Genomic DNA, 26,958 nt, shown 5'->3' with positions numbered 1-26,958 from the left:
TGATGAATCGTGCGGTGCCAAAACCCTACAGGGATAAGCTTATATCAGGCAATGCCGTGGCGCTCGTCGAGCGCCTGCCGATAGCGCCGGTAGACGTGGCGGTAGGCGTCGACGCGCTCAAAGTCGGGTTCGGCAAGCGAGGCCGCATCCAGATGCACCAGTCGCTGGCAAAGCGCCTCGAGTGTGGTGCCCTGTGACTGCTGCTCGCACCAGGCCGCCTGCAGGGCAGCGCCGAGCGCGGCGGCGTCGGTGATGTCCGGGCACACCACCTCGGTGCCGGTGATATCCGCCACCATCTGGCGCCAAACCGGGCTTTTGGCGCCGCCGCCACTCAGACGAATCTGGCTCGCCCCGGCGGTCAGATCGCCCAGCAGATCCAGCCCGTAGCGAAGCCCGAAACTCGCGCCTTCGACCACCGCGCGGCACAGATTGGCCTGAGTCATGTTCACGCTCGTAAGGCCTAAAAAATCGCCGGCGGCGTTGGGCAGCATCGGCACCCGCTCGCCGTTGAAAAACGGAAGGCAGGTCACGCCGTCGGCGCCGATCGAAGCCTTTGCTACCCGCTCGCCAAAGGCGTCGAGATCGAGCCCAAAAAGCTCGCGCACGCGGGTCGTGGCGGAGGTGACGTTCATGGTGCAGATCAGCGGCAGCCAGCCGCCGTGGCTTGCGCAGAAGTTGGCCACCATGGCGTTATCGCTTTCGACCGGCTCGGGCGAGTAGGCGCACACCGTGCCGGAGGTGCCCAGGCTCAGCGTGACGATTCCGCGGGCGATATTGCCGGTGCCGATGGCGCCGAGCATGTTGTCGCCGCCGCCGCTCGAGACCACCACGGCGTCACTCAGGCCAAGCTCCGCGGCGATGCGCGAGCGCACCACGCCCGCGGGCTCATAAGGCTTTAAAAGGCGCGGCAGGACCCGGTTTGGGTCGAGCTCCGGGGCGATCTGGCCAAACACCTCGGTTTGCCAGGTGCGGGCACGGGTATCGAAATAGCCAGTGCCCGAGGCGTCGCCGGCCTCGGTGACCCGCTCGCCGGTGAGCCAAAAGTTGAGGTAGTCGTGAGGCAGCAGGATCGTGGCGATGCGCCGGTAGGCATCGGGATGATGGCGTTTGAGCCAAGCGAGTTTGGAAGCGGTATAGCCGGTTTGCAGCACCAGGCCGAGTTTGTCCAGACACCCCGCCTCGCCGCCCAGGCGCTCGACCAGCGCAGCGTTCTCGCTGCTGGTCTCGGTATCGCACCAGAGCTTGGCCGGGTAGACCGGCACCCCGTCGGCGTCGAGTGCGACCATGCCGTGCTGCTGGCCGGAAACGCCGATGGCGCGCACCGCGCGGGCGTCGATCCCGGCGCGCTCGATGGCATCAAAGAACGCGCCTCTAAAGGCAGCGAGCCACTCGGCGGGGGCCTGCTCGCGGCGCCCGTTCGGCCCTTCTTCCAACAGGTGGGCGCGGCTGGCTTCACCAAGAATGCCCCCTTTCTCGACGTCCAGTACCACCACCTTGGTGCTTTGGGTGCCGCAGTCCACACCGATGTACATCACGAGCTTCCTTTAGAGGCGATCAGTGCTTGAAGCGTAGCGCGCGCGCCGCGTTCGTGCAGCAGTGAAAGCGCCTCACGATACGCTGCCATGAAGCGCGGGCTGTCGGCCAGATCGCCAAAGAGCTCGCGGTTTTCGACGAACGCCTCGGGCCGGGTACGGTTGTTGCGTGCAATCGCCATCAGCGGCTCGCGCAGCGCGTCGACCACCTCGATCGGCTCGCCCTGCTCGTCCACGCCCTCGGCGTAGCGCGCCCAGCTGGCCACGACCGCCGCGCTCAGCGCTATTTCACCCTCGTGGTCGAGCTGGTGGCGAATCACCGGCACCAGCCACTTGGGGATACGATCCGAGCTTTCGGCACAAAGCCGTGCCAGGGTGTCGCGGATTTCCGGGTTGGCGAAGCGCTCGATCAGCGTGCGCTGGTAGGCGTTAAGATCGATACCCGGCACCGGCGCCAGCGTCGGCGCGCCCTCCTCTTTCATGTAACGGCGCAAAAACTCGACGAACAGCGGGTCCTGGCACACCTGGTGGGCGTAGCGGTAGCCCGCCAGATAGCCAAAATAGGTCAGCGCCTGATGGCTCGCGTTCAACAGGCGCAGCTTCATCAGCTCGAACGGCTCGACGTCGTCGACCAGCTGCACGCCGGCCGCCTCGAAAGGCGGGCGGCCCAGCGGGAAGTGATCCTCCAGCACCCACTGAGTGAAGGGCTCGCACACCACCGGCCAGCCGTCCTCGACGTCGAAGCGGCGGGCAAGCTCATCAATATCGTCGGCCACGGTGACCGGCGTGATGCGATCGACCATCGAATTGGGAAAAGCGACGTTATTCTCGAGCCACTCGCCGAGCTCGCGCTCACGCGCCGCCGCAAACGCCGAGAACATGCGCCGGGCCACGTCGCCGTTGCCCTGGATGTTGTCGCAGGACATGACCGTGAACGGTGAAAGCCCCCGCGCGCGACGGCGCACCAGCGCCTCGACCACCAGCCCAAAGGTACTGGCCGGGCGATCCGGAGCGCTCAGATCGCGCTTTATGAGCGGGTTGTCCAGATTGAAAGCGCCGCTGACCGGGTGAAAATTGTAACCGCCCTCGGTCACGGTGAGCGACACGATCCGGATGGCCGGGTCCGCCATTGCCTCGATCACCGCGTCCGGATCGTCCGGGGCGAAAAGATAATCGACCATGCTACCGATCACGCGGGGCTCAAGCGTACCGTCGGGGTGCTTCACCACCAGCGTATAGAGGTGATCCTGGCGTGACAGCACCTCCTGCATGCGCTTGTCGCCGGGCATTACGCCCACCCCCACAATGCCCCAGTCGAGCGCCTCGCCCTGGTTCATCAGCGTGTCGAGATACATCGCCTGGTGGGCGCGGTGAAAGCCGCCCACGCCGACATGCACGATGCCAGCGCTCACGGCGCGGCGATCATAACTCGGCACAGTCACCGCGGCGTCAAGCGCGGTCAGCGCGTTTTGCGTGAGCCTAACCATGGAAGTCTCCTGAAAAAAGGGGGCTAAACGACAAGCGCCGGGAGCGCCTACAAAGAGGAGTTGGCGGTGAGCGCGCCGGCGCTCCAGGACGCGACGAGCGCGCCGAGCTCATCAAAGCGCGCGATCACCCGCCAGGCGCCGGCATCAAATAGCCGCTCGGCCTGGCGCTCGTCCAGGTGGCTGGCACCGACGAAACCGACCACGGCCAGCCCGGCGGCGACGGCGGCGCGCACGCCGGCCACGCTATCCTCCACCGCCAGGCACGCCTGAGGCGGTAGCTCGAGTTTTTTTGCCGCCAGCCGGTAAAGGTCCGGCGCGGGCTTGGGGTTTGCCACCTGCTCGGCGGTCACGATCAGCGCCCCATCGAGCACCCTGTCGAGCCCCGTGGCGGCAAGCGAGGCCTCGACACGGCGGCGGTGACTGTTGGATACCACGGCGGTGACGTGAGAGCACGCTGTTATCGCCTCACTCGCGCCTTCGATGGCGCGCAGTTCACGTTTCAAACGCGCCTCGATGGCCGCATCCACCTGGTCGACGGCGTTACCTGGCAGCGTATGGCGGCTCAGCGTCTGCAGGTGGGCGATGATGTTGGCGGTGGTCATGCCGAGCGCCTGATTCAGCTCGGCGGCGACGTCCACGTCCGGTAGCCACGCCTGAAGATGCGCTTGCAGGGTATGCTCGGCGAGAATTTCGCTGTCCACCAGCACCCCGTCGCAGTCGAAGATAACGGCCCTCATGGCGCCGCCTCTTCACTTTGGGTACCGGCCTCGGCGCGGTTGTCTTGGCGGGTGAGCGCGGCCAGCGGGTGCGCCTTTAGGCTTTCGAGCGCAAGCCCGGTTTGGTCGAACAGGTGCGCCCGGCTTGCATCGAAGCCAAAACGCACCGAATCGTGCACGCGATAGGCGACGTCGCCGTCGGCCATGATCGTTAGAAGCTGGCTCTCCATCTCGACGTAGAGCGAGGTTTGCCCGCCAAGGCGCTCCAACACCTGAATGCGCCCGCCGAGCGTGCCTGCCTCCTCGATCGAGAGGTGCTCCGGGCGCACCCCAAGCTCAAGCGTGGCGCCGGGTGCGACGCCTTCACCGTTGACCGGCACATGGCAGGCAGCGCCGCCGGGCAGCGTCACCTCGACACCGTCCGCGCCGGCGGACACCACCGTCACCGCGAAGAAGTTCATTTTCGGCGAGCCGATGAACCCCGCCACGAAGCGGTTTCGCGGGTGATGATAAAGCGACATGGGCGAGCCCACCTGCTCGACCACGCCGTCGTGAAGCACCACGATCTTGTCCGCCATGGTCATCGCCTCGATCTGGTCGTGGGTGACGTAAATCATCGTGGCGTCGAGCTCCTCGTGGAGCCTGGCGAGCTCGATGCGCATCTGCACTCTGAGCGCGGCGTCCAGGTTCGACAGCGGCTCGTCGAACAAAAAGATGCTGGGGTTTCGAACGATCGCCCGGCCAATGGCGACCCGCTGGCGCTGGCCGCCGGAGAGCGCTCGGGGCTTTCGATCCAGAAGCGGTTCGAGCTGCAGAATCTTCGCCGCCTCGAGCACCCGGGCGCGGCGCTGCGCCTTGGGCACCCCGGCCAGGCGCATGGAGAAGCCCATGTTGTCCTCAACGCTCATGTGCGGGTAAAGCGCGTAGCTTTGAAACACCATGGCTAGGCCCCGGTCGGCGGGGCCTACGTCGTTCATGCGCTCGCCGTCGATCAGAATATCGCCGCTGGTAGCGCTTTCGAGCCCGGCGATCATACGCATTAAAGTAGATTTTCCGCAGCCGGAGGGGCCGACGAACACCACGAACTCGCGGTCCTCGACGTTCAGATTGACGCCCTTGATGACCTCGGTGTCGCCAAAGCGTTTGACGATGTTGTTGAGCGCAAGCGTTGCCATGAAAAACTCCTTACTTGACGGCGCCGAAGGTCAGGCCACGGACCATCTGTTTTTGGGTCATCCAGCCAAGGATCAGAATGGGCGCGATCGCCATGGTCGAGGCCGCCGAGAGCTTGGCCCAAAAAAGCCCTTCGGGGCTTGAAAACGAAGCGATGTAGGCGGTCAAGGGCGCGGCCTTGGACGAGGTCAGGTTGAGACTCCAGAACGCCTCGTTCCAGCTCAGAATGACCGACAAGAGCCCGGTGGAGGCGATGCCAGGCAGCGTCAGCGGCAAAAGCAGATACACCACTTCCTGAAGCGTGGAGGCGCCGTCCATCCGCCCGGCTTCGAGGATGTCCCGCGGCATGTCCTTGAAGAAGGTGTAGAGCATCCAGACCACGATGGGCAGGTTCATCAGGGTGTAGACGAGAATCAGCCCGGTGCGCGTGTCCAAAAGCCCGACGTCGCGAAAGATCAGATAGATCGGCACCAGCACGCCGACCGGCGGCAGCATCTTGGTCGAGAGCATCCATAAAAGCGTGCCCTTGGTACGCCGGGTGGGTAAAAACGCCATGGCGTAGGCCGAGGGAATGGCGATCAAAAGCGCCAGTGCCGTGGAGCCGAAGGCGACCGCGACGCTGTTGAGGGCGAAGCGCGCGTAACCCGAGCGCGCCTGCACCGCCTGGTAGCTTTCAAGCGTCGGCGAGAAGATAAAGCTTGGGTCGGCGATCGCCGCGGTTTCGGTCTTGAAGCCGGTGAGCACCATCCAGAGGATGGGAAAGAAGATCACCAGCGCCACCGCCCAGGCCAGCAGCGCAAGCAGTAGCCGCTTGAAACGACCCGAGCCGCCGGGGGCGGCGTAGGAGTTGGGCGTACTCATAAACAATCGCTCATGTCAGTCATCCAGGTTCTCAGTCATCCAAGTTCTTGGCAACCATGCGCACCAGAAAGATCGCCACGATATTGGCCAGAATGATGGCGACCACCCCGCCGGCGGAGGCGATGCCGACATCGAAATCCAGCAGCGCCCGGATATAGATCAGGTACGCCAGATTAGTGGTGGCAAGCCCGGGCCCGCCGGAGGTGGTAACGAATATCTCGGCGAAGATCGTGAGCAAAAAGATCATCTCGATCATGATCACCACGCTGATCGCCCGCTTGAGGTGCGGAAGCGTAATGTAGAAAAAGATCGCCACCGGCCCCGCGCCGTCCATGCGCGCCGCCTCGACCTGATCCTCGTCCAGCGACTGAAGCGCGGTGAGCAGAATCAACAGCGCAAAGGGCAGCCACTGCCAGGCAACGATGATGATGATCGAGGTCAGTGGGAGCGACGAGAACCAGTCGATCGCCGGCAGGCCGAACTGATTGGAAAGCCAGGCCAGCACCCCGCTCGACGGGTGCATCATCATGTTCTTCCACACCAGGGCGCTTACCGTGGGCATGACGAAAAACGGCGAGATCGCCAGCACCCGGGCCACGCCCCGGCCCAAAAACGGCTGCTGGAAAAGCACCGCCAACAGTGTGCCGCCGACCACGGTAATGGCGAGCACCCAGCCCACCAGCAAGAGCGTGGTGCCCATGGCGGACCACAGCGCCGGGTCGGTGAGCAGGTACTCGTAGTTTTCGAACCCGGCGAAGCCGGTCATCCCCGGCATCAAAAGGTTGTAGCGCTGGAAGGAGAACCAGACGGTCATCCCCAGCGGTATCAGCATCCATAAAAGCAGCAGCGTAACGGCGGGCGCCTGAAGCGACAGCGCCCTGAACCCGCCGACCCTGCGGCCCGACGCGCGTGTTCTGGTCATGGCAAAACCTGCCCGCAAGCGTGAAAACGAAAAGGCGCCCGCGGTGGCGGGCGCCTGAGGGTCAGTCGTAGTAGCCGGCGCGCTGCATGGTGCGCTCGGTGGCGCGCTGAGCGCTATCGAGGGCCTGCTCGACGCTGGTGTCGCCGGTCAGCGCAGCGGCGATGCTCTGGCCGACCTGAGTGCCGATCGACTGGAACTCGGGAATGTTGACGATCTGCACCCCGGTGTAGGGGTTGGGCTCGAGGGTCGAGTCGGTGGGGTCGGCGTCCTGAATCGCCTGAAGCACGAAGTCGGCAAACGGCGCCGCATCCTGGTACTGTTCGTTGGCGTAGGTCGACTCGCGGGTGCCCGGCGGCACGCTGGTCCAGCCCTCGGTGTCACCGACCAGCTCGATGTACTCTTTCGAGGTCGCCCAGGTGATGAACTCTTTCGCGGCGTCCTTTTTCTCCGAGGAGGCCGGAATCGCCAGCGCCCAGGTCCAGAGCCAGTGCGAGCCCTTGGGCGTTTCGGCGACTGGCGCCGGCGCAAAGCCAAGGTTGTCAGCCACGCTCGACTCGTCCGGGTCGTAAAGCTTGCCGGCGGCGGAGGTCGCGTCGACCCACATGGCGCAGTTGCCGCGGGCAAAGAGCGCCAGGTTCTCGTTGAAGCCGTTGGAGCTCGCTCCGGGCGGCCCGTAATTACCCAGCAGATCGACATAGAATTCGATGGCGTTCTGCCAAGGCTCGGACGTGAGCTCGGGCTGCCACTCCTCATCGAACCAGCGCCCGCCGTAGGTGTTGACCAGGGTGGTCACGAAGGCCATGTTCTCGCCCCAGCCGGGCTTGCCGCGCAGGCAGATGCCCGCCAGCCCCTCTTCGCTGCCGTGCAACTGCTCCGCCCAGTCGTGCACCTGATCCCAAGTGGGCTGATCCGGCATCTCGATGCCGGCCTGCTCGAACAGATCCTTGCGGAAATACATCATCGAGCTTTCGGCGTAGAACGGCAGCGCGAACGGCGTGCCGTTCAAGCTCAGGCCATCGCGCACCGAGCCCAGCAGATCGTCGATGTCGTAATCACTCGGCAGGTCGTCCAGCGGGGCCAGCCACTCGCGCTCGGCCCAGATCGGCGCCTCATAAGCGCCGATGGTCATGACGTCGAACTGGCCGCCGCCGGTGGCGATGTCGGTGGTCATGCGCTGGCGCAGGACGTTCTCCTCGAGCACCACCCAGTCCAGGGTGATGTCCGGGTGCTCGCTTTCAAACGCGTCGGTCAAACTCTGCATGATGACCATGTCGTTGTTGTTGACGGTGGCCACGGTGATTTCGGTTTGGGACTGGTCTTGTGACTGAGCCTGGGCCTGGCCTGCCAGCGCGATACCGGCGGCCAGCGCGCAAAGCGGCCAATGATGGGCGAAACGCATACGGCACTCCTTGAACGGATAGTGTCTTGTTATGGTACTGATGTTTTTGATCATTACTCGAACAAATGATCGGCCTTAACGCAAAAAAAAGCAAAGCCCGCAGGCTAAGACTTTACGCTAACACCGCCAGGCGAGCGCCACGCTCGTCAAGACGACGGCTCAAGGCGCCTCGAGCACGTAGCGCGCAGCGGCTTCGTCGGTGATTAGCCCCTTGAGCCAGCCGCCGCGCAGCGCCGCCAGAATCGCTGGCCCCTTGTCGCGGCCGCCGGCGATCGCCACCATCGTCTGCTGGGAAAACGCCGTCAACGGGAGGCTGGTGACGCGCCGGGTGATCGAGCACTCGATCAGCTCGCCATGCTGGTTGAGCGGCCAGCCCAGAAGCTCGCCCACGGCCTCGAGCGCCAAAAGCTCGTCGAGCTCCGCTTGGCTAATGAAGTGATCCTGATAGAGGGTTGCCTGGCCATCGATGCGCCCTACCCCGATGAACGCCGCTTTGGAAGCCGCCGCGACCTCGCCGATCGCCTTGAACAGGCGCTGGTCGAGCAGCGCGCGCTTCTCCTCGATCGACTGCGCCACCACCGGCGCCGGCAGCAAAAAGCGCTCGCCGCCGGTCTTGTCCGCCAGCGCCATCACCGCGTCGAACCGGTTGGCCGAGCCGTCCCGGGCGACGTTGCCGATCAGCGACACAAAGCGGTGCTGGGCGCGCTCGATACGCCCCAGCGCCTCGACGGTGGCGCGCACCGAACGCCCGGCGCCCAGCGCCAGCGTCAAGGGCTCGCTCTGCTCCACGAAGTGGGCAAGGCGCCGGGCGCCGGCCACCGCCAGATAAAAAGCCGCGCTTTCCGGGGCGCCGGTTTGGGCTGGCACCACATCGCAGTAGCCAAGCCCGAAGCGCTCGCCAAGCGCCCGGCCCAAGGCCATGCACGACGAAATGGGGTGATCGATCTGCACCTTGATCAGCCCCTCCTGGCGGGCAAGCGAGAGCAGGCGCTGCACGCCGGGGCGCGAGACACCCAGCTGAGCGGCGATGTCGTCCTGGGTCAGCCCACCCACGTAGGAGAGCCAGGCCGCGCGGGCGGCCTGATCCAGCTTGACCTCGAATTTATCCATGGCGTGGCTTGGTTATCATCGTGAAAATGCCATTAAAAAAACCCACTGACTGCGACCCCGCGCTCAAGCCCTGTCGGCGTTGATTCGCTAATATGGGTCTACGCCCGGCTTTTAGAAGAGTGATTCGCGCCGGTGAAGCCATCCCGAGCGCCTCAGGCGCTGCCGAAATAGCGCTCGCGATCTTCCGGGGTAACAGTACTCATGTGTAGCGGGAAGCGACCGCTTTTGCGGTCCTCGAAGAAGTGTTTGAGCGTGCGCTCGATGGTGGGAAAGGCAAGTTCGTCCCATGGGATGTCCTGTTCGGCGAACAGCGCCACCTCGAGGCTCTCTTCGCCAGCGCCGAACTCGCCCTCTAGCCCGGCCAGAAAGATCATGTAGACCTGGTTGATATGGGGCAGGTCGATAAGCGTGTAGAGACTTTCGATCTCGACCTCGGCTTGCGCCTCTTCGCGAGTTTCGCGAAGGCCAGCCTCGCGGGTGGTTTCGGCGTTTTCCATGTAGCCGGCGGGTAGCGTCCAGTAGCCCTTGCGCGGTGAGATCGCGCGCTTGCATAGCAGCACCTTGTCGCCCTGCACCGGGAGCGTTCCGGCCACGATACGCGGGTTTTGGTAGTGGATCGTGCCGCAGGCGTCGCACAGGTAGCGCGGGCGGTCGTCGCCTTCGGGAACGGCAAAGCGGACTTTTTCACCGCACTGGCTACAAAAATTCATGTTGGTATCTCAACTGCTGATAAGGTGTGGCGATCGACCCGGTGCCGACTGCCCTTTCGAGCGCACATTCGACGGAAATGCCATGTTAGAGAAACTACGTAAAGAGCTGCAACACTATCGACCAAAAGAGTTGAGCCGCGCCAAACTTTTACAGGCGGCGGTACTGCTGCCGATCGTCGACCGCCCCGAGCCCACATTGCTGTTCACGCGCCGCGCGAGCCATCTTTCGACCCACAGCGGCCAGGTGGCCTTTCCCGGCGGCAAGCGCGAACCGGGCGACCGGGATCTCTACCACACGGCGCTGCGCGAAGCAGAAGAAGAGATCGCCCTGGCGCCGAACGAGGTGGAGCGTATCGGCCAGCTTTCCGACATCATTTCGCTGCACGGGCTCTGCGTGACGCCTTGGGTCGGCATCATCGCGCCGGATCTCGAATTGAAAGCCGACCCCGGCGAGCTTGACGCCATTTTCGAGGTGCCCTTGAGCCACTTTCTACAAGACAAGCGAACCTACACCGATGTCATCAACGTGGACGGCGTTGCCCACTACGTGCCGAGCTATCAGATCGACGATCACGTCATCTGGGGGCTTTCCGCCATGATGCTGGTCGAGCTTCTGGCCAAGGGCTTCGGCATGGAGATCGATCTTTACCAGCGCCCGGCCGGCACGCTCAAACACCACCCGGAGCGCACCCAGCGCGTGCCTAAAAAAGGCGATATCGACGCGGCTCCGAAACGTCGGAGTCGATCATGACCCACGCCCCTTTCTCCTCTGTCGAGGCGTTCGCCTCCCGCGCCGAAGGCGAGCTGATCGACGCGCTGGTCGAACAGGGCTGGTACGTAGGCAAAGGGGTGATCGACGCGGGCCTTTGCGCGAGCCTCGAGCGGGAGCTTTACGGGCTCAAGGAGGCCCAGGCGCTCGAAGAGGCGGGGATCGGCCGCGGCCGCGAGCACCATCTGCGCAAGGACATTCGCGGCGACGCCATCCACTGGCTGAACCGGGAAAGCGAAGCGCAGCGCGCCTATCTAAGTGCCATGCAGCGCCTGCAGGTCGCACTCAACCAGACGCTGTTTCTGGGGCTGTTCGAGTACGAGGCGCACTTCGCCCACTACCCGACCGGCGCCTTCTACAAGCGCCACTTGGATAGCTTTCGCGGTCGCGCCAACCGGGTAGTCTCAACGGTCGGCTACCTGACGCCCGAGTGGCCACGTGACGGCGGCGGCGAGATGGTGATTTTCGATCCCAACGACCCGGAGCGCGAAGTGGCACGCGTGGTACCCGAAGCCGGCACCTTCGCCTGCTTTCTCTCCGACACCATCCCACACGAAGTGCTACCCACCCGCCACCCCAGAAGCAGCATTGCCGGCTGGTTCCGGCGCAACGCTTCCTTGAGCGGCGTGCTCGATCCAGCGCGTTAATCTAAATTAAAAAAAAGAGCCAAGTGGTTGTAAAAAAATTAGATAAAGGCTTTTTAGAAAAATCAGCCTGTATAGCTATTGCAAAGCCATCCACAGCGTCTACCTTGAGAAGTGTCCGCGCAGGAAAGCGCACGACAAGGTCAACGAGCTACCCCCGTAGTTTCAAGCCTGATCGCACGACACGCCCTAACTGCCTTTTGGCGCGCAGGGTGTAAAGCAAGAAGTGGTTTTACCACCAGGAAAATAGCCAGCTGTCTTTTAAAGACCTTTTCAATCGCGTTTTTAAAGGCTGTGGCTATTCAAGGTTGAGGTATCGGTTTAACGCCCATGCCTTACTACGAACGCAAGGAGCAATCGCAATGAAAATGATCAAACCCGCTTTTCTCGGCACGCTGATGGTACCGGCATTCATGTTCGCTGCAGGCGCCAACGCTCAGTCCGACAACGCCGCCGAGCCGAACGCGCAGTCCGACAACTCAGCGACCATGCAGCACTCTGGCGACATGGATGCAACGTATCTCACGTCCGCGCCGCAAAACAGCTTTCACGCTGATGCACTGACCGGCAACTCGGTACTCAGCGCCGTTGAAGAAGACGAAGAGATCGGCACCATCAACGATCTGATCATTGATATGGATGGCCAAATCCAAGCGGTCGTAGTAGGTGTAGGCGGTTTCCTGGGTATGGGCGAAAAAGACGTCGCCATCGAATGGGACTCTCTGGACCTGACCATGGACGAAGACAACGATGATTACGTGATTCGTGTCAACGCCACCCAGGAAGCGCTCGAAGAAGCCGAAGGTTATGATCGTGACGGCGATCGCGAAGAAATGAATGATGACGGCATGAACAGCGATACCGGCATGGAAAACGATGCCGATATGGACGACGAAGAAATGGACGCGAATAGCTAATTCTATTAGGTCCACACTAAAAGCCCCGGCTCAGGTCGGGGCTTTTTTATGGGTATAAAATGAAGTGAGACCTATCGCCTGCCCTTTCAGGGTGGCACTTGTTCTAAAGCGGCCACTATTTTGCATTAAAAAGGCGCTGTCGAAGACAGCGCCTTTAATCGGACTCGAACTAACCCACCAATGACTTAACCTTTGAGTTTGGCGTTCATGGTCACTTCGGCTTTTAGCACCTTGGAGACCGGACAGTTGGCCTTGGCGGTTTCCGCGGCTTCCTGGAACGCGGCGTCATCGGCTCCGCTAACGGTGGCCTCGACGTCCAAATGAATTTTAGAGATATCGAAGCCCTGGTCGCTTTGTGACAGCGTGACCGTGGCTTGGGTATCGATGGCGTCGGCGGTGTAGCCCTTGTCGCCTAGAATCATTGAAAGCGCCATCGAAAAGCAGCCCGCGTGCGCGGCGCCGATCAGCTCTTCCGGGTTGGTGCCCTTCTCACCTTCGAAACGCTGCTTGAAGGAGTAGCCGGCATCTACCGCGCCGCTTTCGGTCGCGATCTTGCCCTTGCCATCTTTTAAGCCACCTTCCCAATGCGCATTCGCTTTACTATCCATGGAACACTCCTGTTGCAATCAATTGCCTGGTTACTCAAAAGGGCCGGGAAACCATCCCGTTATCCCATCCCCAAGCGTAGCCTACTTTCAGCGAAAGTGCCGAAAAGCGGCTTTTTCACAACGTAAATGCCCTACTTTGAAAGGGTCACCATGGCTCGAAGCGAGCGCTATCGACGTTCCTGTTATTTTCACGTGCGTAGCGGCACTGGTGCAGCCGCCGCCCCCACACGAAGTGTCGTTTCAGCGCGCTGGTCGAGCGTGGCGTTTTGACCAAAGTAGCCGCCCTTGAGCGCGGGCTGAGTCTTGAGCTTGACCAGCGTCGCTAGCGGCTCGGAAGCGACGGGGATGACGCCCAGGCGTTGGTCTACGGTAATGATGGTGCAGCGCTTACAGGGCTTGCGAAACGTCAAACGCGCCGCGCCGTCGATATCGAGCGCCTGCCAGCCGTTTTCCGCCCAGGCCTCAAAGCCGTCGAGGACGATATTGGGGCGAAAGCGCGCCATCGGCACCGCGTCCTGGCCCTGGGCCTCGAGCGCTTCGTTGAGCGCGGCGAGCGAGCCGGTGGTGGCCACCAGATACGGATAGCCGTCGGCGAAGTGGGTATCGGCGACATCGCCGTCCATATAGTCGGCCTCCACGTAACGAGTGAAGCCTTGGGCAAAGCGCACCAAACAAAGCCCCTGGGCCTGCTCGCCAAGCGCCGCCACCAGCCAGCGCGACACCTCCTCACGCTCGGCGATGGCCTTGCAGTGATCCTGCCACACCGTGACCAGGCGGATTTTGCCCGCAGGCTCCTCGAGCGGTATTTCGATCTCGCCGGCGCTTCGGTGGGAAAGCACCAGCGCCGTGTCGGTGAGCGCCACACCGATGCTTGCAAGCGCGGGGAGCTGGCGCTGGGTGACGAAGCGCTGGGCGGAATCGACCCACATCCAGCGACGGTCCCAGGCCAAGCCCTGGGGCGTGGCCACCGCCTCGTCAAGATCAATGCCCTGAAGGGATTTTACCGGGTAGATGGTCAACTGCTGGATCTTCACATTAACGCTCCGTGGCGATATCGAGCCCCTACTCTAGCGAACTCCCCGGGCACCCACCAGCGCGTCACAGCGTCTCGCCCAGCTCGATGCGATAGCCCAGATCGAGCATCGGGTGGGCGTCTCTGTCTTTACCTGTATCGCTATCGATGCGCTCCAGCAGCGCTTTCGCCGCCGCCTCGCCGATCGCCCGGCGCGGGGTGATGACGCTGGCAAGCCTGGGCGTCATCGCCTGGCCCACATCGTGACCGTGAAAGCCTGCCAGCGCCATCGCCTGCGGTACGCGTACGCCCAGGCGCAGGCACTCGTAGTAGGCGCCGATGGCGACATCGTCGTTGGTGCAGAAAAGCCCGTCGGTGCCTGGGTAGTCGCGCAGCACGGTCTGCATCAGCGACGCCCCGACGCTATAAGAAGAGCGCTCGGCGCTTTGCAGCGTGACCGGCTCGAGCCCGTGGCGAGTCATGGCGCGGGCGTAGCCCTGCTGGCGCTGGCGGGTACGCTCGTCCAAGCGAACGGCAAGATAAACGATGCGCCGGCGCCCGCGTGCAATCATGGCGCTGACCATGTCGTCGGCGGCCTGAACGTTGTCATAGCCCACCGCCTGATGAAGCGGCAGGCGGTGGGTATCCATGATCTCGACGATGGGAATACCCGCGGTCTCCAGCATGCGCAGGCTGCGCGGCGTGTGTTCGTGATCCGACAAAATCACGCCGTCGACGTTGTAGGACAAAAGCGAGGCGAGGCTTTGCTCCTCGAGCGCCGGGCTATAGCCGTAGTGCGAGAGCATCAGATGAAAACCCGCAGGCTCGGTATGGGTTTCGATGCCCAGGATGACGTCGGCGAACACCTGGTTGGTCAGCGAAGGTACGAGCACGCCAATGGAGCGGCTTTTCGCTCGCGAAAGAAGCTCCGGGGCACGGTTGGGAATGTAGCCCACCTGCTCGGCGGCGCTAAAGATCCGCTCGCGAAGGCCTTCGGACACCGTTTGCGGGTCGCGCAGACAGCGGCTGACGGTCATCTTCGTCGCACCGACGCGCTCGGCGATGTCCTGCAGGGTGGGACGTTTTTTCTTCACAAGTTACGGGCCTTTTATCGAACGCGCCAAGCCAGCCTCAAACGTCGGCGCGAAAAGTGCACCGTGTATCAGCGCTTGCCGGCCAAGCGCGTGATGAAGCGCTTGGCAATGAGTTCGGGTGTCAGCGCAATCGACAGCGCTATCGCCTCCTGCTCGTCGGGGGCCTCCAACGCTTCGAGCTGGCTCGCCAGCATCGCCTCGCCCTTGAAGAAGTGATCTTCGCGGGTGGTCAGGCGCTTTTTCAAAAGCGCAGGCTCGCCTTCGAGGTACAAAATTTCGAGCGCCGGGTCGCCGGTGCGCAGGCAGTCGCGATAGCGCTTTTTGAGCCCGGAGCAGGCGATCACCACGGTTTTGTCCTCGCGGCGATACGTAGCGAACAACCCGGCCAGGGTTTCCAGCCACCCTTGGCGGTCGCCGTCGTCGAGCGGCGTGCCGCTGGCCATTTTAGCCACGTTGGCCGGCGGGTGATAGTCGTCGCCATCGATGAACTCGGCGCCAAGCTCGGCGGCGAGGCGCTGGCCCACCAGGGATTTTCCGCAGCCGGAAACGCCCATGACCAGAATACGGCAGGAAGTGGCGGTCATTGGTTTCGTCTCCCAGGGGTGCGCGGCGCTCGACCGACGTATGAAAAGAGAAAAGCACTACACCGGCAGCGCATTGCTCGACAGCGCTCTGTTACCGGTAACAATACAACGCAGAAGGCTAACCAGCCCCCGGTAGCGTGTCAAAGCAAAACGCCTTTGCTACGACTAACGTCCAATCATAGCGATATGGGCGCAGAGGTACTACATTACCTCCAGCTTATGGGCACCCACGACCTGCCCTCGCTTTTTTGTTCACGATAAGGAGACGTCATGTCTATCGAAAAAATCGCTTACCGCGCTGAGGCCCACGTTAGCGGTGGCCGCGAAGGTCACGCAAAATCCTCTGACGGCGCGCTGGATGTCGATCTCAGCACGCCCAAAGAGCTTGGCGGCGCCGGCGGCAGTGGCACCAACCCGGAGCAGCTCTTCGCCGCCGGCTACGCGGCGTGCTTTCTCGGCGCGCTCAAGCACGTCGCAAGCCAGGAGAAGGTCAAGCTGCCCTCGGATGCGAGCATCGATGCGCTAGTAGGCATCGGCGCCGTCGAGGTTGGCTTTGCTATCGAAGTCGAGCTGCAGGTGAGCCTGCCCGGCATGGACAAGCCCGCCGCTCAGTCGCTGGTCGAGAAGGCGCATACCGTCTGCCCCTACTCCAACGCCACCCGTGGCAACATCGACGTCACCCTGACCGTCGTTTAAGGCTTAGCGGCGCCTTCCAGCGACCATGCCACTGCCTTCGCCGCGTGCAGGGCGGTGGTATCGAAAAGCGCGACGCTAGTGTGTTGCTGCTCCACCAGCAGCGCGATTTCGGTACAACCCAGAATCACCGCCTCGGCTCCCTCGGCCTGCAGGCCTTCGATGATATCGAGATAGCGCTTGCGTGACTCTTCCTTGATCTCGCCGCGGCAAAGCTCCTCGAAGATGATCCGGTGAACGCTTTCGCGCTCGTCGTCCGTGGGAATGACGACGTCGATGCCGTAGCGCTCCTTGAGCCGCGCCTTGTAGAAATCCTGCTCCATGGTAAAGCGCGTACCCAGCAGCCCGACCCGCTTGATGCCGTCTTTCTGGCACTGCTCGGCCGTAGCATCGGCAATGTGCAAAAGCGGAATGTCGATGGCCGCCTCGATCGCGGGCGCGACCTTATGCATGGTGTTGGTGGCCAGCACCAAGCAGCCGGCGCCGGCGCGCTCCAAACGCTTTGCCGCCTGGGCCAGGTACTCGCCGGCCGTGTGCCAGTCACCCGCGCGCTGCAGTGCCTCGATCTCGGCGAAATCGACGCTCTCCATGATGAGAGAGGCCGAATGTAAGCCACCCAGCGCCTCATTGACGCCTTCGTTCAACGCCTGGTAGTAGCTTTGCGTGGACTCCCAGCTCATGCCGCCCAGCACCCCGATCGTTCGCATCCGCCTCTCCTTTCGTGCAGCCCTATCGTGCAGTTTTATCGTTCATTCGTTTGTTTGCATAAAAACTAATACAACATACACCCTTGTAGCCGGGTTTCACTAGCCCCATTGATGACCAGAGGCTACGTTACAAGGGTCGGGTTTCAAGCGCCCATCACCTCGATGCGCCACCCTATCGATAGGCCACTATTGAGCGAAAAGGAGCAGTGACGATGAGCGATAGCTACACGCCGCCCCGCGTATGGGAGTGGGAAGCCGGCAACGGCGGCAAGTTTGCAAACATCAACCGCCCAACGGCGGGCGCGCGGGAAGAGAAACCGCTGCCGGTGGGCAAACACCCTCTTCAGCTCTATTCGCTGGCCACGCCCAACGGCATCAAGGTCACCATCATGCTCGAGGAGCTGCTGGAAAAGGGGATAGAGCAGGCGGAGTACGACGCCTACCTGATCAACATCGGCGAAGGCGACCAGTTCGGCAGCGGCTTTGTCGAGATAAACCCGAATTCCAAGATCCCGGCGATGATGGATCACAGCGTCAACCCACCCCAGCGGGTCTTCGAATCCGGTTCGATTCTTCTCTACCTGGCTGAGAAGTTCGACGCCTTTTTGCCGCATGAGCCGGCCAAACGTACCGAAACGCTCTCCTGGCTTTTCTGGCAGATGGGCAGCGCGCCGATGCTCGGCGGCGGCTTCGGCCACTTCTATGCCTATGCGCCGGAAAGCTACCAGTATCCGATCGACCGCTACACCATGGAAGTGAAGCGCCAGCTCGACGTGCTCGACAAGCACCTGGCCGAGAATCGCTACATGGCCGGCGACGAGTACACCATCGCCGACATGGCGATCTTCCCCTGGTACGGGGCGCTGATGAAAAACCGCGTGTACGAGGCGGCGGAGTTTTTACAGGCACACACCTACGAGAACGTGATGCGCTGGGCCGACGAGATCGACGCGCGCCCGGCGGTCAAGCGCGGGCGTATGGTCAACAACATCAAGGGCGAAGAAAGCGAGCAGCTTAGAGAGCGCCACGACGCCAGCGACTTCGAGCACAAGACCCAGGACAAGCAGTAAGCCTGATGCACTAACGCAAAACGGCCCCTTTCGGGGCCGTTTTGCGTCAACGTGTGCCGCTTAGTGTTGACGACCAGTCACGGGCGGCGCACGTCCTCAAGACTCGAGCGCTCCCGGGCAAGCGTTTGGGTCACCACGCTGAGCGAGCCGTCGGTTTCGAGCACCACCGCGGACACGTCGGCCACGCTCGCAAGCCCGCTTGCGCGCACCGCCGAGCGCACCTCGTCTTCGGTGACCCGCGCCCGGTAGAGCGCCCGGGTCAGAAACTCGCCTTCGTAGAAAAGCATCAAGGGCTCGCCGGTGACGGCACGCTTGATCCAGCCGACCCGCACGCTCAGCCAGGTAATCAGGTACTGAAGCGCAATCAAAAGCGCCAATGCCAGCGTGCCTTCGGCCAGCGCCACGTCCTTTGAAAGCAGCACCGTGGCAAGCGTCGAGCCCAGCGCCACCGTAACGATCATGTCGAAGGCGTTCATCTTGGAGAGCGTGCGATTGCCGGAGACGCGCAAAAACGCGATCAGCACGACATAGGCGAGCACCCCGACCACCAGCGTGCGTACCAGGCTTTCCCAGCCGCTAAAGAACATCATATCCATCGGTAATCGCCGCTTTTTGATCCATGGACGTTGAGTGTAGTCACTCAAGCCAAGGTGCCAAAGCGAGCAGCGTCGATTGCGTCAGGTCTTATCGCCGTGGCGCTTTTGATACTCGCGCCACCACTCGGCGTAGGAGCTGTTTTCCGGGGCGCGCTCGTTTTCGTCCGGCGCGCCGTCGTCCCACCACACCGGGCCGCGCTCGCCAAGCGCGACCTTCGCCTTTTGCACGTCGCTTCGGGCTTTTCTGAGCGCCTCGTCGTCCTCCTGGTCCTTGGCGGTCTTGACCGCGCGGCGCGCCTTCATTAGCGCGTTGACGTGGGTTTGCTCTTCGTCCTCGTCAAGGCTTGGATTGGTGGCGCGCCACAGTCGGTTTTTGGCCACGAAGTAACGGCCATCCGGGGTGTGGGGAAACGGCGCTTTCGGCATGAAGCGATCCTCTGAAGGTGTAACCACTCTCAGGATAGATCGCCCCGGTGATTTAGAAACGTTTGGTCAGGGTAATCGAGCCGATATCGTCGTGGCTTTGCTGGCCGTCGAACTCCCGCGTGCGCGCGAGTACGGCGTAGTTGACCTGCCAGTCGTTCCAGCCAAGCGCCAGCCCCGCGGAGGCGTCGCCCACCCACTCCTTGCGATCCACCGAATGGCTCGACGAGAACACGTTGCCGTCCAGCGTCAGGTTGTGCGCCATGTAGTAGCCGTCGACGCTGGCAAACAGATACCACTGCCACCCGCGGGTCGTGTCGAACTGCCCACGGTTGCCCGGGTTGGGCGTCAGCGTCGGTACGCCGCTGGCGTCGTCGCCCCAGCGTACGCTGTAACCGGCGCTGGCGTAGGTGTAGAGATTTCCCAGCGCCGCACCCACGCTCGGCCCGTGGGCAAACTGCTTGCCGGCCAAGGGCGTATCGACCCACCACTGGCGGCGCAGGGTAAGGTTCAAAAGCGGCTCGTCGCTTAGCTGGTTATCCCAGCCGCGCGGGCGATCGCTGCCGGTGACGTGGTGCACCTCGCGCTGAATGCTGTCGGCCAGCGACGACGGCCCCACCAGCCCCACGTCCAAATGCAAATCCGTTGAGCGCGTGATGCTCGAGGTGATCGGGGTATCTTCGTAGAGCGACACGCCGCCGAACACGAGGCCGGCGTAGGGGCGATCGCTTTCGATCAACTGCGGCTGTTCAATATCATCCGGGGTATAGATTTGATGCACCAGACGAAATGCCGCCTGGTCGGCTTCACCGATGATCGGATCGGGCAGCGCCGCCGCCAGCCGCTGTGTCCAGCTAGTCGGCGCCGGCGTGTAGCCGTAATTGAGCTCGAATCCACTGGTGAAATGGCCGTCGGCGTTGCTTGCCAGGCCGTCGTTTTCGATCTTGAACGTAAAGGCGCTGTCGTCTGCCAACGCCAGTGGCGACGTCAATGCCAGCGTTACGGCCAGGGCTAGCGGGTTCCGCCTTGCGGCAGAAAGAATGCGCATGTCTCTTTCCTTGGGGACTCGGGGATCGGGTAAGCATAGCCTCTATGAATATAGTCTCTATTAACATAGTCGCTATGAGCGTGACTGCGATAAACGGGCTGAGAGAAACGCCGCCACGCTGAACAAGGCCACTTATAAACGTTTTCGATTGTATGTAATCAAACAAGCGTTCGGCAAGCGACTTTGATGGCCCCTGGACTTTGGTGGAAACTAAGCCTTGATGGGCCCTGGGGCACGGCAAAACCCGCCCTCCCCCTATTCCAAACGCATGAATCGGTTTCTTAGCGCTCGCGCTCTCGCACGAGCCACTGCGGGGTGATTTCGTGCTGGCCACGATCATCGGTCACGTAAAGGGCGCCGTCGCTGATCATGACCGCCCAGTTGATCGCTCGCGGCAACGCTGTCGCTATCTGCGCCAGCGCCTGCTCCGGCAAGTTCGCCACGTGCAGATTCTTGAGCGACGACACGCCGGGCAGCACTTTCGACTCCCACTGCTCCGTGCGCCCGTAGGCGAGCAGCGATACCCGCTCGGCGCGCCGCGAGCACCAGGTCAGGCGCTCGGCGTCGGGCTGGCCTACCTCGATCCAGTGCAGCACGCGCCCGTCCAGGCTTTTCTCCCAAAGCGCCGGCTCGTCGACATCGGAAAGCCCCCGGCCAAAGCCCAGCGCTTCGCTGTACCAGAGAACATACGCCAGCAGCCGCGCGCAGAGCCGCTCTTCGGTCTCAGAAGGATGGCGGGCCACGGTGAAGCGCAGCGTTTCGAACACGTTGCGATCCAAATCCGTCAGATTCAGATCCACTTTATAGGGGGTCGCACTTAAAGCCATCGGTCGTATCCAGAGTCGTTTGGCGGTCAGTGTAACGGATTCGCTTACGCGGGTCTTAAACGAAGGTCGAGTGTCTGCAGTACGTTGGGATGATCTACCATGCGTACGCCTCTATGTTACCGATAACATTACGCGTTAATCGTCCCACTCAAGACCCCGGAGCCTGCTTATGGACGGATGGACACAAACGATGTCGGCAGGCCCTTTGCTGGGCATTGCCGCCGCCGCCGTGCTGCTACTGCTGTTGATGATCATCAGATTCAAGGCGCACGCCTTTCTCGCCCTGATCGTGGTGAGCCTTTTGACGGCGCTGGCTACCGGCATTCCTTTCGAGGCCATCGTACCGACGCTGGTGCAAAGTTTTGGCGGCACGCTCGGGGCCGTGGCGCTGCTGGTCGGCCTTGGCGCCATGCTCGGCAAGCTGGTCGAGTACTCCGGCGGCGCGCGGGTGCTGGCGGATCGCATGATCGCGCTGTTCGGTGAAGCGCGCGCCCCCTTCGCGCTAGGTATCGCCTCGCTTTTAATGGGCTTTCCGATCTTTTTCGACGCCGGATTGATCGTCATGCTGCCGATCATTTTCGCGGTGGCGCGCCGCCTTGGCGGGCCGATTCTCTTGTACGCCCTGCCCGCCGCCGCCGCGTTTTCGGTCATGCACGTGTTCTTGCCGCCGCACCCGGGGCCGGTTACCGCCTCGGAGTTTTATGATGCCAACCCGGGGCTTTTGATGGTGACCGGCGTGGTGCTCGCCTTTCCGATATGGTGGTTATCCGGCTACCTGTGGGGCAAGTTCGTGGCCAAACGCCACCCCTTCGTGCTGAGCAACACGCTCTTTGGCGAGGTCAAGGAGGAGGAGATCACCAACCCGCCCGCCGTGAGCACGGTGCTGTTCATGCTGCTGCTGCCGCTTTTGCTGATCTTCATGAACACCGGGCTCGATTTTCTGCGCTCGCTGGGCGCGGTGGATGAAAACCAGGCCTGGTTTTCGCTTTTACGCGCGATCGGCACGACCCCGGTGGCGCTTTTGATCTCGACGCTCGTGGCCATGCTGGTGCTGGGCCATCGCCGCGGGGTCGAGGGCAACGCGCTTGAGAAAGTGCTCGATTCGGCGCTGGCGCCGATCTGCTCGGTAGTGCTGATCACCGGCGCCGGCGGCATGTTCGGCGGCGTGCTGCGCGCCTCCGGCATTGGCGATGCGCTATCGAACTCGCTCGGGGATCTGGGCCTGCCGGTGATCGTCGCGGCCTATCTGGTCGCGGTCATCCTGCGCCTGGCCCAAGGCTCGGCTACCGTGGCGCTGGTGACCGCCGCAGGGCTGATGGCACCAAGCGTCATCGGCGCCGACTTCAGCGCCATGCAGGTCGTGGCGATTACGCTTGCCACCGCCGCGGGCTCGGTCTTCGCCGGCCACGTCAACGACTCCGGCTTCTGGCTGGTGGGAAGGCTTCTAGGCATGGACGTCAAGACCACGCTCAAGACCTGGACGGTGCAGCAGGCGCTCGAGTCTTTGGTCGGTTTCATCTTCGCCTGTCTGATTTTCGCGCTGTTCTAACGCCACTTCTCTAACGTCACACCCACGCCTCATCAATGGGCACATCAACGAGAAAGCGGGCCAGGTGGCCCGCTTTTCATGTTCGCTGCTTTCAAGCGAGCGCTAGAAGTTGGCCTTACGCTTCTCGACGAAAGCGCTCATGCCCTCTTTTTGCTCTTCACCCGCGAAGCAGAAGGCAAACAGGCTGGTTTCTAGCGCCAGCGCGCTGTCCAGATCCTGATCCAACCCGTCGTGAACTGCCTGCTTGGCCGCGCGCACCGCTTGGCGGCCGTTGCCCTTGAGCTGCTTTGTGAGCTCCTCGGCGTAGCTTGAAAGCTCGTCCTGGGTCATGACGCGGTTGACCAGCCCAATGCGAAGCGCCTCTTGAGCGTCGATTTTGCGCCCGGTGGTCACCAGATCGATCGCCAGCGCCGGTCCGACGCGGCGCGGCAGGCGCTGGGTGCCGCCGAAACCGGGAATCACGCCGAGCAGCACCTCGGGCTGGCCGAACACGGCGTTGTCGCTTGCCACTGCCCAGTCGCAGGCCAGCGCCAGCTCGCAGCCGCCGCCCAGACAGAACCCGTTGACCAGCGCCACCACCGGTACCGGCAAGGTTTCCAGCCGCTTGATGGTGGAAAGCGCCTGAGCAGCGAAGGCGCGCGCCTGCTCGGGGGTCTTGTCGCGCATTTCAGTGATATCCGCCCCGGCCACAAACGCTTTCTCGCCGGCGCCGGTCAGCAGCACCAGGCGCAGGTTGGGCTGACGCTCGAGCTCGTTGAGGTGAGTATCCAGCGCTTCGAGTACGTCGCTGTTGAGCGCGTTCAGCGCCTTGGGACGGTTGATCGTCAGCGTGACGATGCCGTCGTTGTCCTGTTTTTCGATCACGTTCTCGCTCATACCGGCTCCTTCATTTAAACGGGTGGGTGGGCGTTAGAGTTGGCATTTTTCGTAGAGCTGTCAAACACGCAGCCCTATCCATCGAGTCCTCGCGCCTGGTCGCGCAGCACGAACTTTTGAATCTTGCCCGTCGAAGTCTTGGGCAACTCGCTGAACACGACGGTTTTGGGCACCTTGAATCCGGCCAGGCGCGTTCGGCAGTAGTCGATCATGTCCGCCTCGCCCACCTCGATGACATCGGGCTTCAGGGTGACAAAAGCGCAGGGCGTTTCGCCCCACTTTTCGTCGGGCCGGGCGACCACCGCCGCAGCTTCCACCGCCGGATGGCTGTAAAGCACGTCCTCGATTTCGATGGTCGAGATGTTTTCACCGCCGGAGATGATGATGTCCTTGGAGCGGTCCTTGATCTCGATGTAGCCATCCTCGTGCCACACCGCCAGATCGCCGGTGTGGTACCAGCCGCCGGCCAACGCCTTTTGGGTCGCCTCCGGGTTCTTTAAGTAGCCTTTCATGACGTTGTTGCCGCGCATCAGGATCTCGCCGATGGTCTGGCCGTCGCGGGGAACGGGCTCGAGCGTCTGCGGGTCGGCGACGTACAGCGCCTCGAGCATGTGGTAGCGTACGCCCTGGCGGGCCTTGATTTTGGCCCGCGCCTCGAGCGGTAACGCATCCCAAGCCTCGCGCCAGGCGCACACCGTCACCGGGCCGTACACCTCGGTCAGCCCATAAACGTGAGTGACCTCGATACCCAGCTTCTCGACGCCTGCGATGATGGAGGCCGGCGGCGCAGCACCAGCGGTGGTCGCCTTGACCGGATGATCGAAGACGCGCTTTTGCGCATCGGGCAGATTCACCAGCGCGTTGAGCACGATGGGCGCGCCGCTAAAATGGGTGACGCCCTCTTCGACAATGAGCGCGTTGATGCGCGCCGGATCCACCTTGCGCAGGCACACGTTGACCCCGGCGCGGGCGGCGATCGACCAGGGAAAGCACCAGCCGTTGCAGTGAAACATCGGCAGGGTCCAGAGATAGACCGGATGGTGGGGCATCGCCCACTCCATGATGTTGCTCACCGCGTTGAGATACGCCCCGCGATGGTGATACACCACGCCCTTGGGGTCGCCGGTGGTGCCGGAGGTGTAGTTCAGCGAAATGGCCTGCCACTCGTCCTCCGGTAGCCGGTAGGCGTAGCCCGGGTCGCCCTCTTGCAGCAGCGCCTCGTACTCTACCTCGCCGATGCCTGCCGACTCGCCGAAAAACTCATCGTCACGCACGTCGATGAGCAGCGGCTTGTCGGTAAGCCCCTCCACCGCCTGTTTGATGACGTCACCAAACTCCGGGTCGACCAGCACCGCCCGCGCCTCCCCGTGGGCGAGCATGTGGTGAATGGCGTGGGCGTCCAAACGGATGTTGAGCGTGTTGAGCACGCAGCCGGCCAGCGGCACGCCGAAGTGCGCCTCGAACATGGCCGGTACGTTGGGCAGCATAACGGCCACGGTCTGGCCGGGTTCGATGCCGCGCTTTTCAAGGGCGCTGGCAAGCTGGCGACAGCGCGACCAGGTCTCGGCCCAGCTGCGTCGACACCCACCGTAGACCACGGCCGGGTAGTCCGGATACACCGCCGCCGAGCGCTCGATGAACGTCAGCGGCGATAGCGCCACGTAGTTCGCCGGGGTCGGCGGCAGATCCTGCTCGAAGATCGTGTTCATGGAGGCATCCTGTTGTCTTTATTGTGTTGGAATGGTCGGGTACCGGGCGTCGCACGCCCGGCGCCGTTTCGCCCTAGTGGGCGCGGCTATCGAACGCTTCCAGACACTCGAACCCCGCCTCGATCACCGCGCGCTGGGCAAGGCCGACCGGCAGCCACTGGGTGATCGCAAAGCGGGCGCTGGCAAGCTTAGCCTGATAGAACGGATCATTCTGGTCGGCGCGGCTTGCGATCAGCGCCGCCTCGCCCATCTGCCAGGCGCACAGCACGTGGCCGGCCAGGGTAAGAAACGGCGTGGCGTAGGCCTGCACGGCGTCGACGCCGCGCGTCTCGTGCCGGCCCTCTTCGAGCAAGATGGCCATCGCCGCGCGCAGATCCTCGGCACCTTGACCAAGTGTTCTGCCAAGCCTTGCAAGCGCGGCGTCATCACCGAGCGCCTGAGCGGTCTGCTCGACCCGCTCGATCAGCCGCGTCATCGCCTGGCCGTCGTCGCGCTGCAGCTTGCGACCGGCCAAATCGAGGGCCTGAATGCCGTTGGTGCCTTCGTAGATCGGCGCGATGCGGGCGTCGCGCAGAAGCTGAGCGGCGCCGGTCTCCTCGACGTAGCCCATGCCGCCGTGCACCTGAATGCCGGTAGAGGCGATTTCCACGGCCTGGTCGGTGGAGAAGCTTTTGACGATGGGGATCAGCACATCCACCAGCGCTTGGGCCGCGCCGCGCTCGCTGGCATCTTCGCTTTTGCGCGCGATATCGAGCTGGCCGGCGCAGTAAAGCGCCAGCGCCCTAAGTGCGTCGGTGCGCGCACGCATCGAAAGCAGCATCCGCTTGACGTCGAAGTGCTCGCCAATGGTGGTCTCGACGCCGCCGCGCGCCTGGGAAAGCTTGCCCTGCACGCGCTCATTGGCGTAGGCCAGGGCGTGCTGGCAGGCGCGCTCGGCCACGCCAATGCCCTGGATACCGACCTTGTGGCGCGCCTCGTTCATCATGGTGAACATGTGGTTGAGCCCGCGGCCCTCTTCGCCGACGAGATAGCCCACGGCCCCGCCCTGCTCGCCGAAGCTGAGCGTACACGTGGGCGAGCCGTGAATGCCGAGCTTGTGCTCGAGCGACGCGCAGACGACGTCGTTGCGCTCGCCGAGCGAGCCGTCGTCATTGACGAGAAACTTCGGCACCAGAAACAGCGAAATGCCCTTGTTACCTTCCGGGGCGCCCTGCTTGCGCGCCAGCACCAGGTGGACGATGTTTTCGGCGGCGTCGTGTTCACCCCAGGTGATATAGATCTTCTGACCGCTGATGCGGTAGTGATCGCTCTCGGGAACGGCTTTGGTGCGTACCTTGGAGAGATCGGACCCGGCTTGGGGTTCGGTCAGGTTCATGGTGCCGGTCCAGCGGCCCTCGACCAGCGGGGTGAGATAAACCGCTTTGAGCGCGTCGCTTCCGTGATGCGCCAACGCTTCGATCGCCCCGGCGGTGAGCATAGGACAAAGGCCGAGGGCCATGTTGGCGCCGTGGAGCATCTCCTGCACCGCACTTGCCACCACTTCCGGCAGGTTCTGCCCACCCAGCGCATTGGAGACGCCGATGCCGTTCCAGCCGCCTTCGACATAGGCCTGGTAGGCAGCGGCGAAGCCCTCGGCGGTGGTCACGCTGCCGTCCGGGTGGCGCGTCGCACCCTGCTGATCGCCTACTCGGTTGAGCGGGCCCCAGACGTCCCCGGCCAGTTTGGCGGCCTCTTCGAGCACCGCCTCGACCAGATCCGGCGAGGCCTCTTCGAAACCGGGCAGCGACAGCGACCGATGCGAAAGCATCTCCTCGAGAACGAAGCGCAGATCACGAACCGGCGCGACATAATCCTTCATGGCAACCCCTTGGCTTGAATAGAGTGACGGCCAGGCGCGTCTTAAAGCGCTTGGCCGTTAAGAC

General features: G+C 62.8%; 27 protein-coding genes. 6 read left to right on the top strand and 21 right to left on the bottom strand.

Annotated elements, in window-relative coordinates:
- Positions 1-44: 44 nt before the first annotated feature.
- The 9 genes from xylB to MQW23_RS04640 all read right to left on the bottom strand — a co-directional run bounded on the left by xylB (position 45) and on the right by MQW23_RS04640 (position 9,910).
- The gene (gene xylB / locus MQW23_RS04680; RefSeq protein ID WP_252106649.1) at positions 45-1,532 is read right to left on the bottom strand and encodes a xylulokinase; all 1,488 of its coding nucleotides are present in this window, start codon (positions 1,530-1,532) and stop codon (positions 45-47) included.
- Positions 1,532-3,019, bottom strand: a complete 1,488-nt coding sequence (locus MQW23_RS04675; RefSeq protein WP_252106648.1) for a mannitol dehydrogenase family protein — start codon at positions 3,017-3,019, stop codon at positions 1,532-1,534. The genes xylB and MQW23_RS04675 overlap by 1 nt, the downstream gene beginning before the upstream one ends.
- 47 nt (positions 3,020-3,066) lie before the next feature.
- A complete protein-coding gene (locus MQW23_RS04670) occupies positions 3,067-3,756 on the bottom strand; it encodes an HAD family hydrolase (RefSeq protein ID WP_252106647.1) in 690 nt (229 codons plus the stop codon).
- On the bottom strand, positions 3,753-4,910 hold the full coding sequence (locus MQW23_RS04665; protein WP_252106646.1) for an ABC transporter ATP-binding protein: 1,158 nt from the start codon (positions 4,908-4,910) through the stop codon (positions 3,753-3,755). The genes MQW23_RS04670 and MQW23_RS04665 overlap by 4 nt, the downstream gene beginning before the upstream one ends.
- A 10-nt stretch (positions 4,911-4,920) precedes the next feature.
- Positions 4,921-5,769 carry a carbohydrate ABC transporter permease gene (locus tag MQW23_RS04660; RefSeq protein ID WP_252106645.1) on the bottom strand — a complete coding sequence of 283 codons (849 nt, stop codon included), beginning with the start codon at positions 5,767-5,769 and terminating at the stop codon, positions 4,921-4,923.
- A gap of 31 nt (positions 5,770-5,800) precedes the next feature.
- Positions 5,801-6,691, bottom strand: a complete 891-nt coding sequence (locus MQW23_RS04655; protein ID WP_252106644.1) for a carbohydrate ABC transporter permease — start codon at positions 6,689-6,691, stop codon at positions 5,801-5,803.
- A 61-nt stretch (positions 6,692-6,752) separates the two neighbouring features.
- Positions 6,753-8,090 (bottom strand): ABC transporter substrate-binding protein, encoded by a 1,338-nt coding sequence (locus MQW23_RS04650; protein WP_252106643.1) that lies wholly within the window; start codon positions 8,088-8,090, stop codon positions 6,753-6,755.
- Between the two features lie 159 nt (positions 8,091-8,249).
- Entirely contained in the window at positions 8,250-9,200 is a 951-nt protein-coding gene (locus MQW23_RS04645) for a sugar-binding transcriptional regulator (RefSeq protein ID WP_252106642.1), read from the bottom strand.
- A 152-nt stretch (positions 9,201-9,352) separates the two neighbouring features.
- Positions 9,353-9,910 carry an NUDIX hydrolase gene (locus tag MQW23_RS04640; protein WP_252106641.1) on the bottom strand — a complete coding sequence of 186 codons (558 nt, stop codon included), beginning with the start codon at positions 9,908-9,910 and terminating at the stop codon, positions 9,353-9,355.
- Between the two features lie 82 nt (positions 9,911-9,992).
- On the opposite strand from MQW23_RS04640, the gene MQW23_RS04635 reads away from it, so the two are divergent.
- The 3 genes from MQW23_RS04635 to MQW23_RS04625 all read left to right on the top strand — a co-directional run bounded on the left by MQW23_RS04635 (position 9,993) and on the right by MQW23_RS04625 (position 12,240).
- Positions 9,993-10,661, top strand: a complete 669-nt coding sequence (locus MQW23_RS04635; RefSeq protein WP_252106640.1) for a CoA pyrophosphatase — start codon at positions 9,993-9,995, stop codon at positions 10,659-10,661.
- Positions 10,658-11,326 (top strand): 2OG-Fe(II) oxygenase, encoded by a 669-nt coding sequence (locus tag MQW23_RS04630; RefSeq protein ID WP_252106639.1) that lies wholly within the window; start codon positions 10,658-10,660, stop codon positions 11,324-11,326. Before MQW23_RS04635 ends, MQW23_RS04630 begins: the two co-directional genes overlap by 4 nt.
- 359 nt (positions 11,327-11,685) lie before the next feature.
- Positions 11,686-12,240 (top strand): PRC-barrel domain-containing protein, encoded by a 555-nt coding sequence (locus MQW23_RS04625; RefSeq protein ID WP_252106638.1) that lies wholly within the window; start codon positions 11,686-11,688, stop codon positions 12,238-12,240.
- A gap of 185 nt (positions 12,241-12,425) precedes the next feature.
- Here MQW23_RS04625 and MQW23_RS04620 read toward each other — a convergent pair whose 3' ends face one another.
- The 4 genes from MQW23_RS04620 to MQW23_RS04605 all read right to left on the bottom strand — a co-directional run bounded on the left by MQW23_RS04620 (position 12,426) and on the right by MQW23_RS04605 (position 15,538).
- Complete coding sequence (locus MQW23_RS04620) at positions 12,426-12,848, bottom strand: OsmC family protein (protein ID WP_252106637.1); 423 nt, start codon at positions 12,846-12,848, stop codon at positions 12,426-12,428.
- A 188-nt stretch (positions 12,849-13,036) separates the two neighbouring features.
- Positions 13,037-13,882: an MOSC domain-containing protein gene (locus MQW23_RS04615; protein ID WP_252106636.1), complete on the bottom strand. Its 846-nt coding sequence runs from the start codon at positions 13,880-13,882 to the stop codon at positions 13,037-13,039.
- 64 nt (positions 13,883-13,946) lie between these two features.
- Positions 13,947-14,954: a substrate-binding domain-containing protein gene (locus MQW23_RS04610; RefSeq protein ID WP_252106635.1), complete on the bottom strand. Its 1,008-nt coding sequence runs from the start codon at positions 14,952-14,954 to the stop codon at positions 13,947-13,949.
- Positions 14,955-15,022: 68 nt separating this feature from the next.
- A complete protein-coding gene (locus MQW23_RS04605) occupies positions 15,023-15,538 on the bottom strand; it encodes a gluconokinase (RefSeq protein WP_252106634.1) in 516 nt (171 codons plus the stop codon).
- Positions 15,539-15,808: 270 nt separating this feature from the next.
- Between MQW23_RS04605 and MQW23_RS04600 the strand changes: the two genes are divergently transcribed.
- Positions 15,809-16,234, top strand: a complete 426-nt coding sequence (locus MQW23_RS04600; RefSeq protein WP_252106633.1) for an organic hydroperoxide resistance protein — start codon at positions 15,809-15,811, stop codon at positions 16,232-16,234.
- On the opposite strand, the gene MQW23_RS04595 is transcribed toward MQW23_RS04600, so the two are convergent.
- Positions 16,231-16,938, bottom strand: coding sequence for an aspartate/glutamate racemase family protein (locus tag MQW23_RS04595; RefSeq protein WP_252106632.1), 708 nt, complete (start codon positions 16,936-16,938; stop codon positions 16,231-16,233). The two genes, MQW23_RS04600 and MQW23_RS04595, sit on opposite strands and share 4 nt — an antisense overlap.
- A 212-nt stretch (positions 16,939-17,150) precedes the next feature.
- On the opposite strand from MQW23_RS04595, the gene yghU reads away from it, so the two are divergent.
- Positions 17,151-18,008, top strand: coding sequence for a glutathione-dependent disulfide-bond oxidoreductase (yghU, locus tag MQW23_RS04590; protein ID WP_252106631.1), 858 nt, complete (start codon positions 17,151-17,153; stop codon positions 18,006-18,008).
- 77 nt (positions 18,009-18,085) lie between these two features.
- On the opposite strand, the gene MQW23_RS04585 is transcribed toward yghU, so the two are convergent.
- From MQW23_RS04585 to MQW23_RS04570, 4 genes are all read right to left on the bottom strand, one after another.
- The gene (locus tag MQW23_RS04585) at positions 18,086-18,604 is read right to left on the bottom strand and encodes a DUF421 domain-containing protein (protein WP_252106630.1); all 519 of its coding nucleotides are present in this window, start codon (positions 18,602-18,604) and stop codon (positions 18,086-18,088) included.
- A gap of 81 nt (positions 18,605-18,685) precedes the next feature.
- Positions 18,686-19,030, bottom strand: a complete 345-nt coding sequence (locus MQW23_RS04580; RefSeq protein WP_252106629.1) for a hypothetical protein — start codon at positions 19,028-19,030, stop codon at positions 18,686-18,688.
- Between the two features lie 52 nt (positions 19,031-19,082).
- Positions 19,083-20,075 carry a lipid A deacylase LpxR family protein gene (locus tag MQW23_RS04575; protein WP_252106628.1) on the bottom strand — a complete coding sequence of 331 codons (993 nt, stop codon included), beginning with the start codon at positions 20,073-20,075 and terminating at the stop codon, positions 19,083-19,085.
- Between the two features lie 281 nt (positions 20,076-20,356).
- Positions 20,357-20,902, bottom strand: a complete 546-nt coding sequence (locus MQW23_RS04570) for a YaeQ family protein (RefSeq protein WP_252106627.1) — start codon at positions 20,900-20,902, stop codon at positions 20,357-20,359.
- A gap of 190 nt (positions 20,903-21,092) precedes the next feature.
- Between MQW23_RS04570 and MQW23_RS04565 the strand changes: the two genes are divergently transcribed.
- The gene (locus tag MQW23_RS04565; protein ID WP_252106626.1) at positions 21,093-22,451 is read left to right on the top strand and encodes a GntP family permease; all 1,359 of its coding nucleotides are present in this window, start codon (positions 21,093-21,095) and stop codon (positions 22,449-22,451) included.
- 102 nt (positions 22,452-22,553) lie between these two features.
- Here MQW23_RS04565 and MQW23_RS04560 read toward each other — a convergent pair whose 3' ends face one another.
- The 3 genes from MQW23_RS04560 to MQW23_RS04550 form a co-directional block, all read right to left on the bottom strand.
- Positions 22,554-23,327 (bottom strand): enoyl-CoA hydratase-related protein, encoded by a 774-nt coding sequence (locus MQW23_RS04560; protein ID WP_252106625.1) that lies wholly within the window; start codon positions 23,325-23,327, stop codon positions 22,554-22,556.
- A gap of 74 nt (positions 23,328-23,401) precedes the next feature.
- A complete protein-coding gene (locus MQW23_RS04555) occupies positions 23,402-25,036 on the bottom strand; it encodes an acyl-CoA synthetase (RefSeq protein ID WP_252106624.1) in 1,635 nt (544 codons plus the stop codon).
- 73 nt (positions 25,037-25,109) lie between these two features.
- Positions 25,110-26,894 (bottom strand): acyl-CoA dehydrogenase, encoded by a 1,785-nt coding sequence (locus MQW23_RS04550; protein WP_252106623.1) that lies wholly within the window; start codon positions 26,892-26,894, stop codon positions 25,110-25,112.
- Positions 26,895-26,958 lie beyond the last annotated feature (64 nt).

Source organism: Halomonas sp. S3-1-1 (assembly GCF_023757625.1).
Classification (GTDB): Bacteria; Pseudomonadota; Gammaproteobacteria; order Pseudomonadales; family Halomonadaceae; genus Vreelandella.
The sequence above is the reverse complement of the archived record's forward strand: the minus strand, read 5'-3'. Positions and strand labels throughout refer to the sequence as shown.

Bases quoted from the DNA above. Each gene is read 5' to 3' on its own strand.
- MQW23_RS04660 (WP_252106645.1), bottom strand. From the start codon at position 5,769: ATGAGTACGCCCAACTCCTACGCCGCCCCCGGCGGCTCGGGTCGTTTC.
- MQW23_RS04650 (WP_252106643.1), bottom strand. From the start codon at position 8,090: ATGCGTTTCGCCCATCATTGGCCGCTTTGCGCGCTGGCCGCCGGTATC.
- MQW23_RS04645 (WP_252106642.1), bottom strand. From the start codon at position 9,200: ATGGATAAATTCGAGGTCAAGCTGGATCAGGCCGCCCGCGCGGCCTGG.
- MQW23_RS04560 (WP_252106625.1), bottom strand. From the start codon at position 23,327: ATGAGCGAGAACGTGATCGAAAAACAGGACAACGACGGCATCGTCACG.
- MQW23_RS04605 (WP_252106634.1), bottom strand. From the start codon at position 15,538: ATGACCGCCACTTCCTGCCGTATTCTGGTCATGGGCGTTTCCGGCTGC.
- MQW23_RS04630 (WP_252106639.1), top strand. From the start codon at position 10,658: ATGACCCACGCCCCTTTCTCCTCTGTCGAGGCGTTCGCCTCCCGCGCC.
- MQW23_RS04600 (WP_252106633.1), top strand. From the start codon at position 15,809: ATGTCTATCGAAAAAATCGCTTACCGCGCTGAGGCCCACGTTAGCGGT.
- MQW23_RS04575 (WP_252106628.1), bottom strand. From the start codon at position 20,075: ATGCGCATTCTTTCTGCCGCAAGGCGGAACCCGCTAGCCCTGGCCGTA.
- MQW23_RS04625 (WP_252106638.1), top strand. From the start codon at position 11,686: ATGAAAATGATCAAACCCGCTTTTCTCGGCACGCTGATGGTACCGGCA.
- xylB (WP_252106649.1), bottom strand. From the start codon at position 1,532: ATGTACATCGGTGTGGACTGCGGCACCCAAAGCACCAAGGTGGTGGTA.
- MQW23_RS04580 (WP_252106629.1), bottom strand. From the start codon at position 19,030: ATGCCGAAAGCGCCGTTTCCCCACACCCCGGATGGCCGTTACTTCGTG.
- MQW23_RS04675 (WP_252106648.1), bottom strand. From the start codon at position 3,019: ATGGTTAGGCTCACGCAAAACGCGCTGACCGCGCTTGACGCCGCGGTG.
- MQW23_RS04620 (WP_252106637.1), bottom strand. From the start codon at position 12,848: ATGGATAGTAAAGCGAATGCGCATTGGGAAGGTGGCTTAAAAGATGGC.
- MQW23_RS04655 (WP_252106644.1), bottom strand. From the start codon at position 6,691: ATGACCAGAACACGCGCGTCGGGCCGCAGGGTCGGCGGGTTCAGGGCG.
- MQW23_RS04640 (WP_252106641.1), bottom strand. From the start codon at position 9,910: ATGAATTTTTGTAGCCAGTGCGGTGAAAAAGTCCGCTTTGCCGTTCCC.
- MQW23_RS04555 (WP_252106624.1), bottom strand. From the start codon at position 25,036: ATGAACACGATCTTCGAGCAGGATCTGCCGCCGACCCCGGCGAACTAC.
- MQW23_RS04585 (WP_252106630.1), bottom strand. From the start codon at position 18,604: ATGGATATGATGTTCTTTAGCGGCTGGGAAAGCCTGGTACGCACGCTG.
- MQW23_RS04565 (WP_252106626.1), top strand. From the start codon at position 21,093: ATGTCGGCAGGCCCTTTGCTGGGCATTGCCGCCGCCGCCGTGCTGCTA.
- MQW23_RS04665 (WP_252106646.1), bottom strand. From the start codon at position 4,910: ATGGCAACGCTTGCGCTCAACAACATCGTCAAACGCTTTGGCGACACC.
- MQW23_RS04635 (WP_252106640.1), top strand. From the start codon at position 9,993: ATGTTAGAGAAACTACGTAAAGAGCTGCAACACTATCGACCAAAAGAG.
- MQW23_RS04550 (WP_252106623.1), bottom strand. From the start codon at position 26,894: ATGAAGGATTATGTCGCGCCGGTTCGTGATCTGCGCTTCGTTCTCGAG.
- MQW23_RS04670 (WP_252106647.1), bottom strand. From the start codon at position 3,756: ATGAGGGCCGTTATCTTCGACTGCGACGGGGTGCTGGTGGACAGCGAA.
- MQW23_RS04570 (WP_252106627.1), bottom strand. From the start codon at position 20,902: ATGGCTTTAAGTGCGACCCCCTATAAAGTGGATCTGAATCTGACGGAT.
- yghU (WP_252106631.1), top strand. From the start codon at position 17,151: ATGAGCGATAGCTACACGCCGCCCCGCGTATGGGAGTGGGAAGCCGGC.
- MQW23_RS04595 (WP_252106632.1), bottom strand. From the start codon at position 16,938: ATGCGAACGATCGGGGTGCTGGGCGGCATGAGCTGGGAGTCCACGCAA.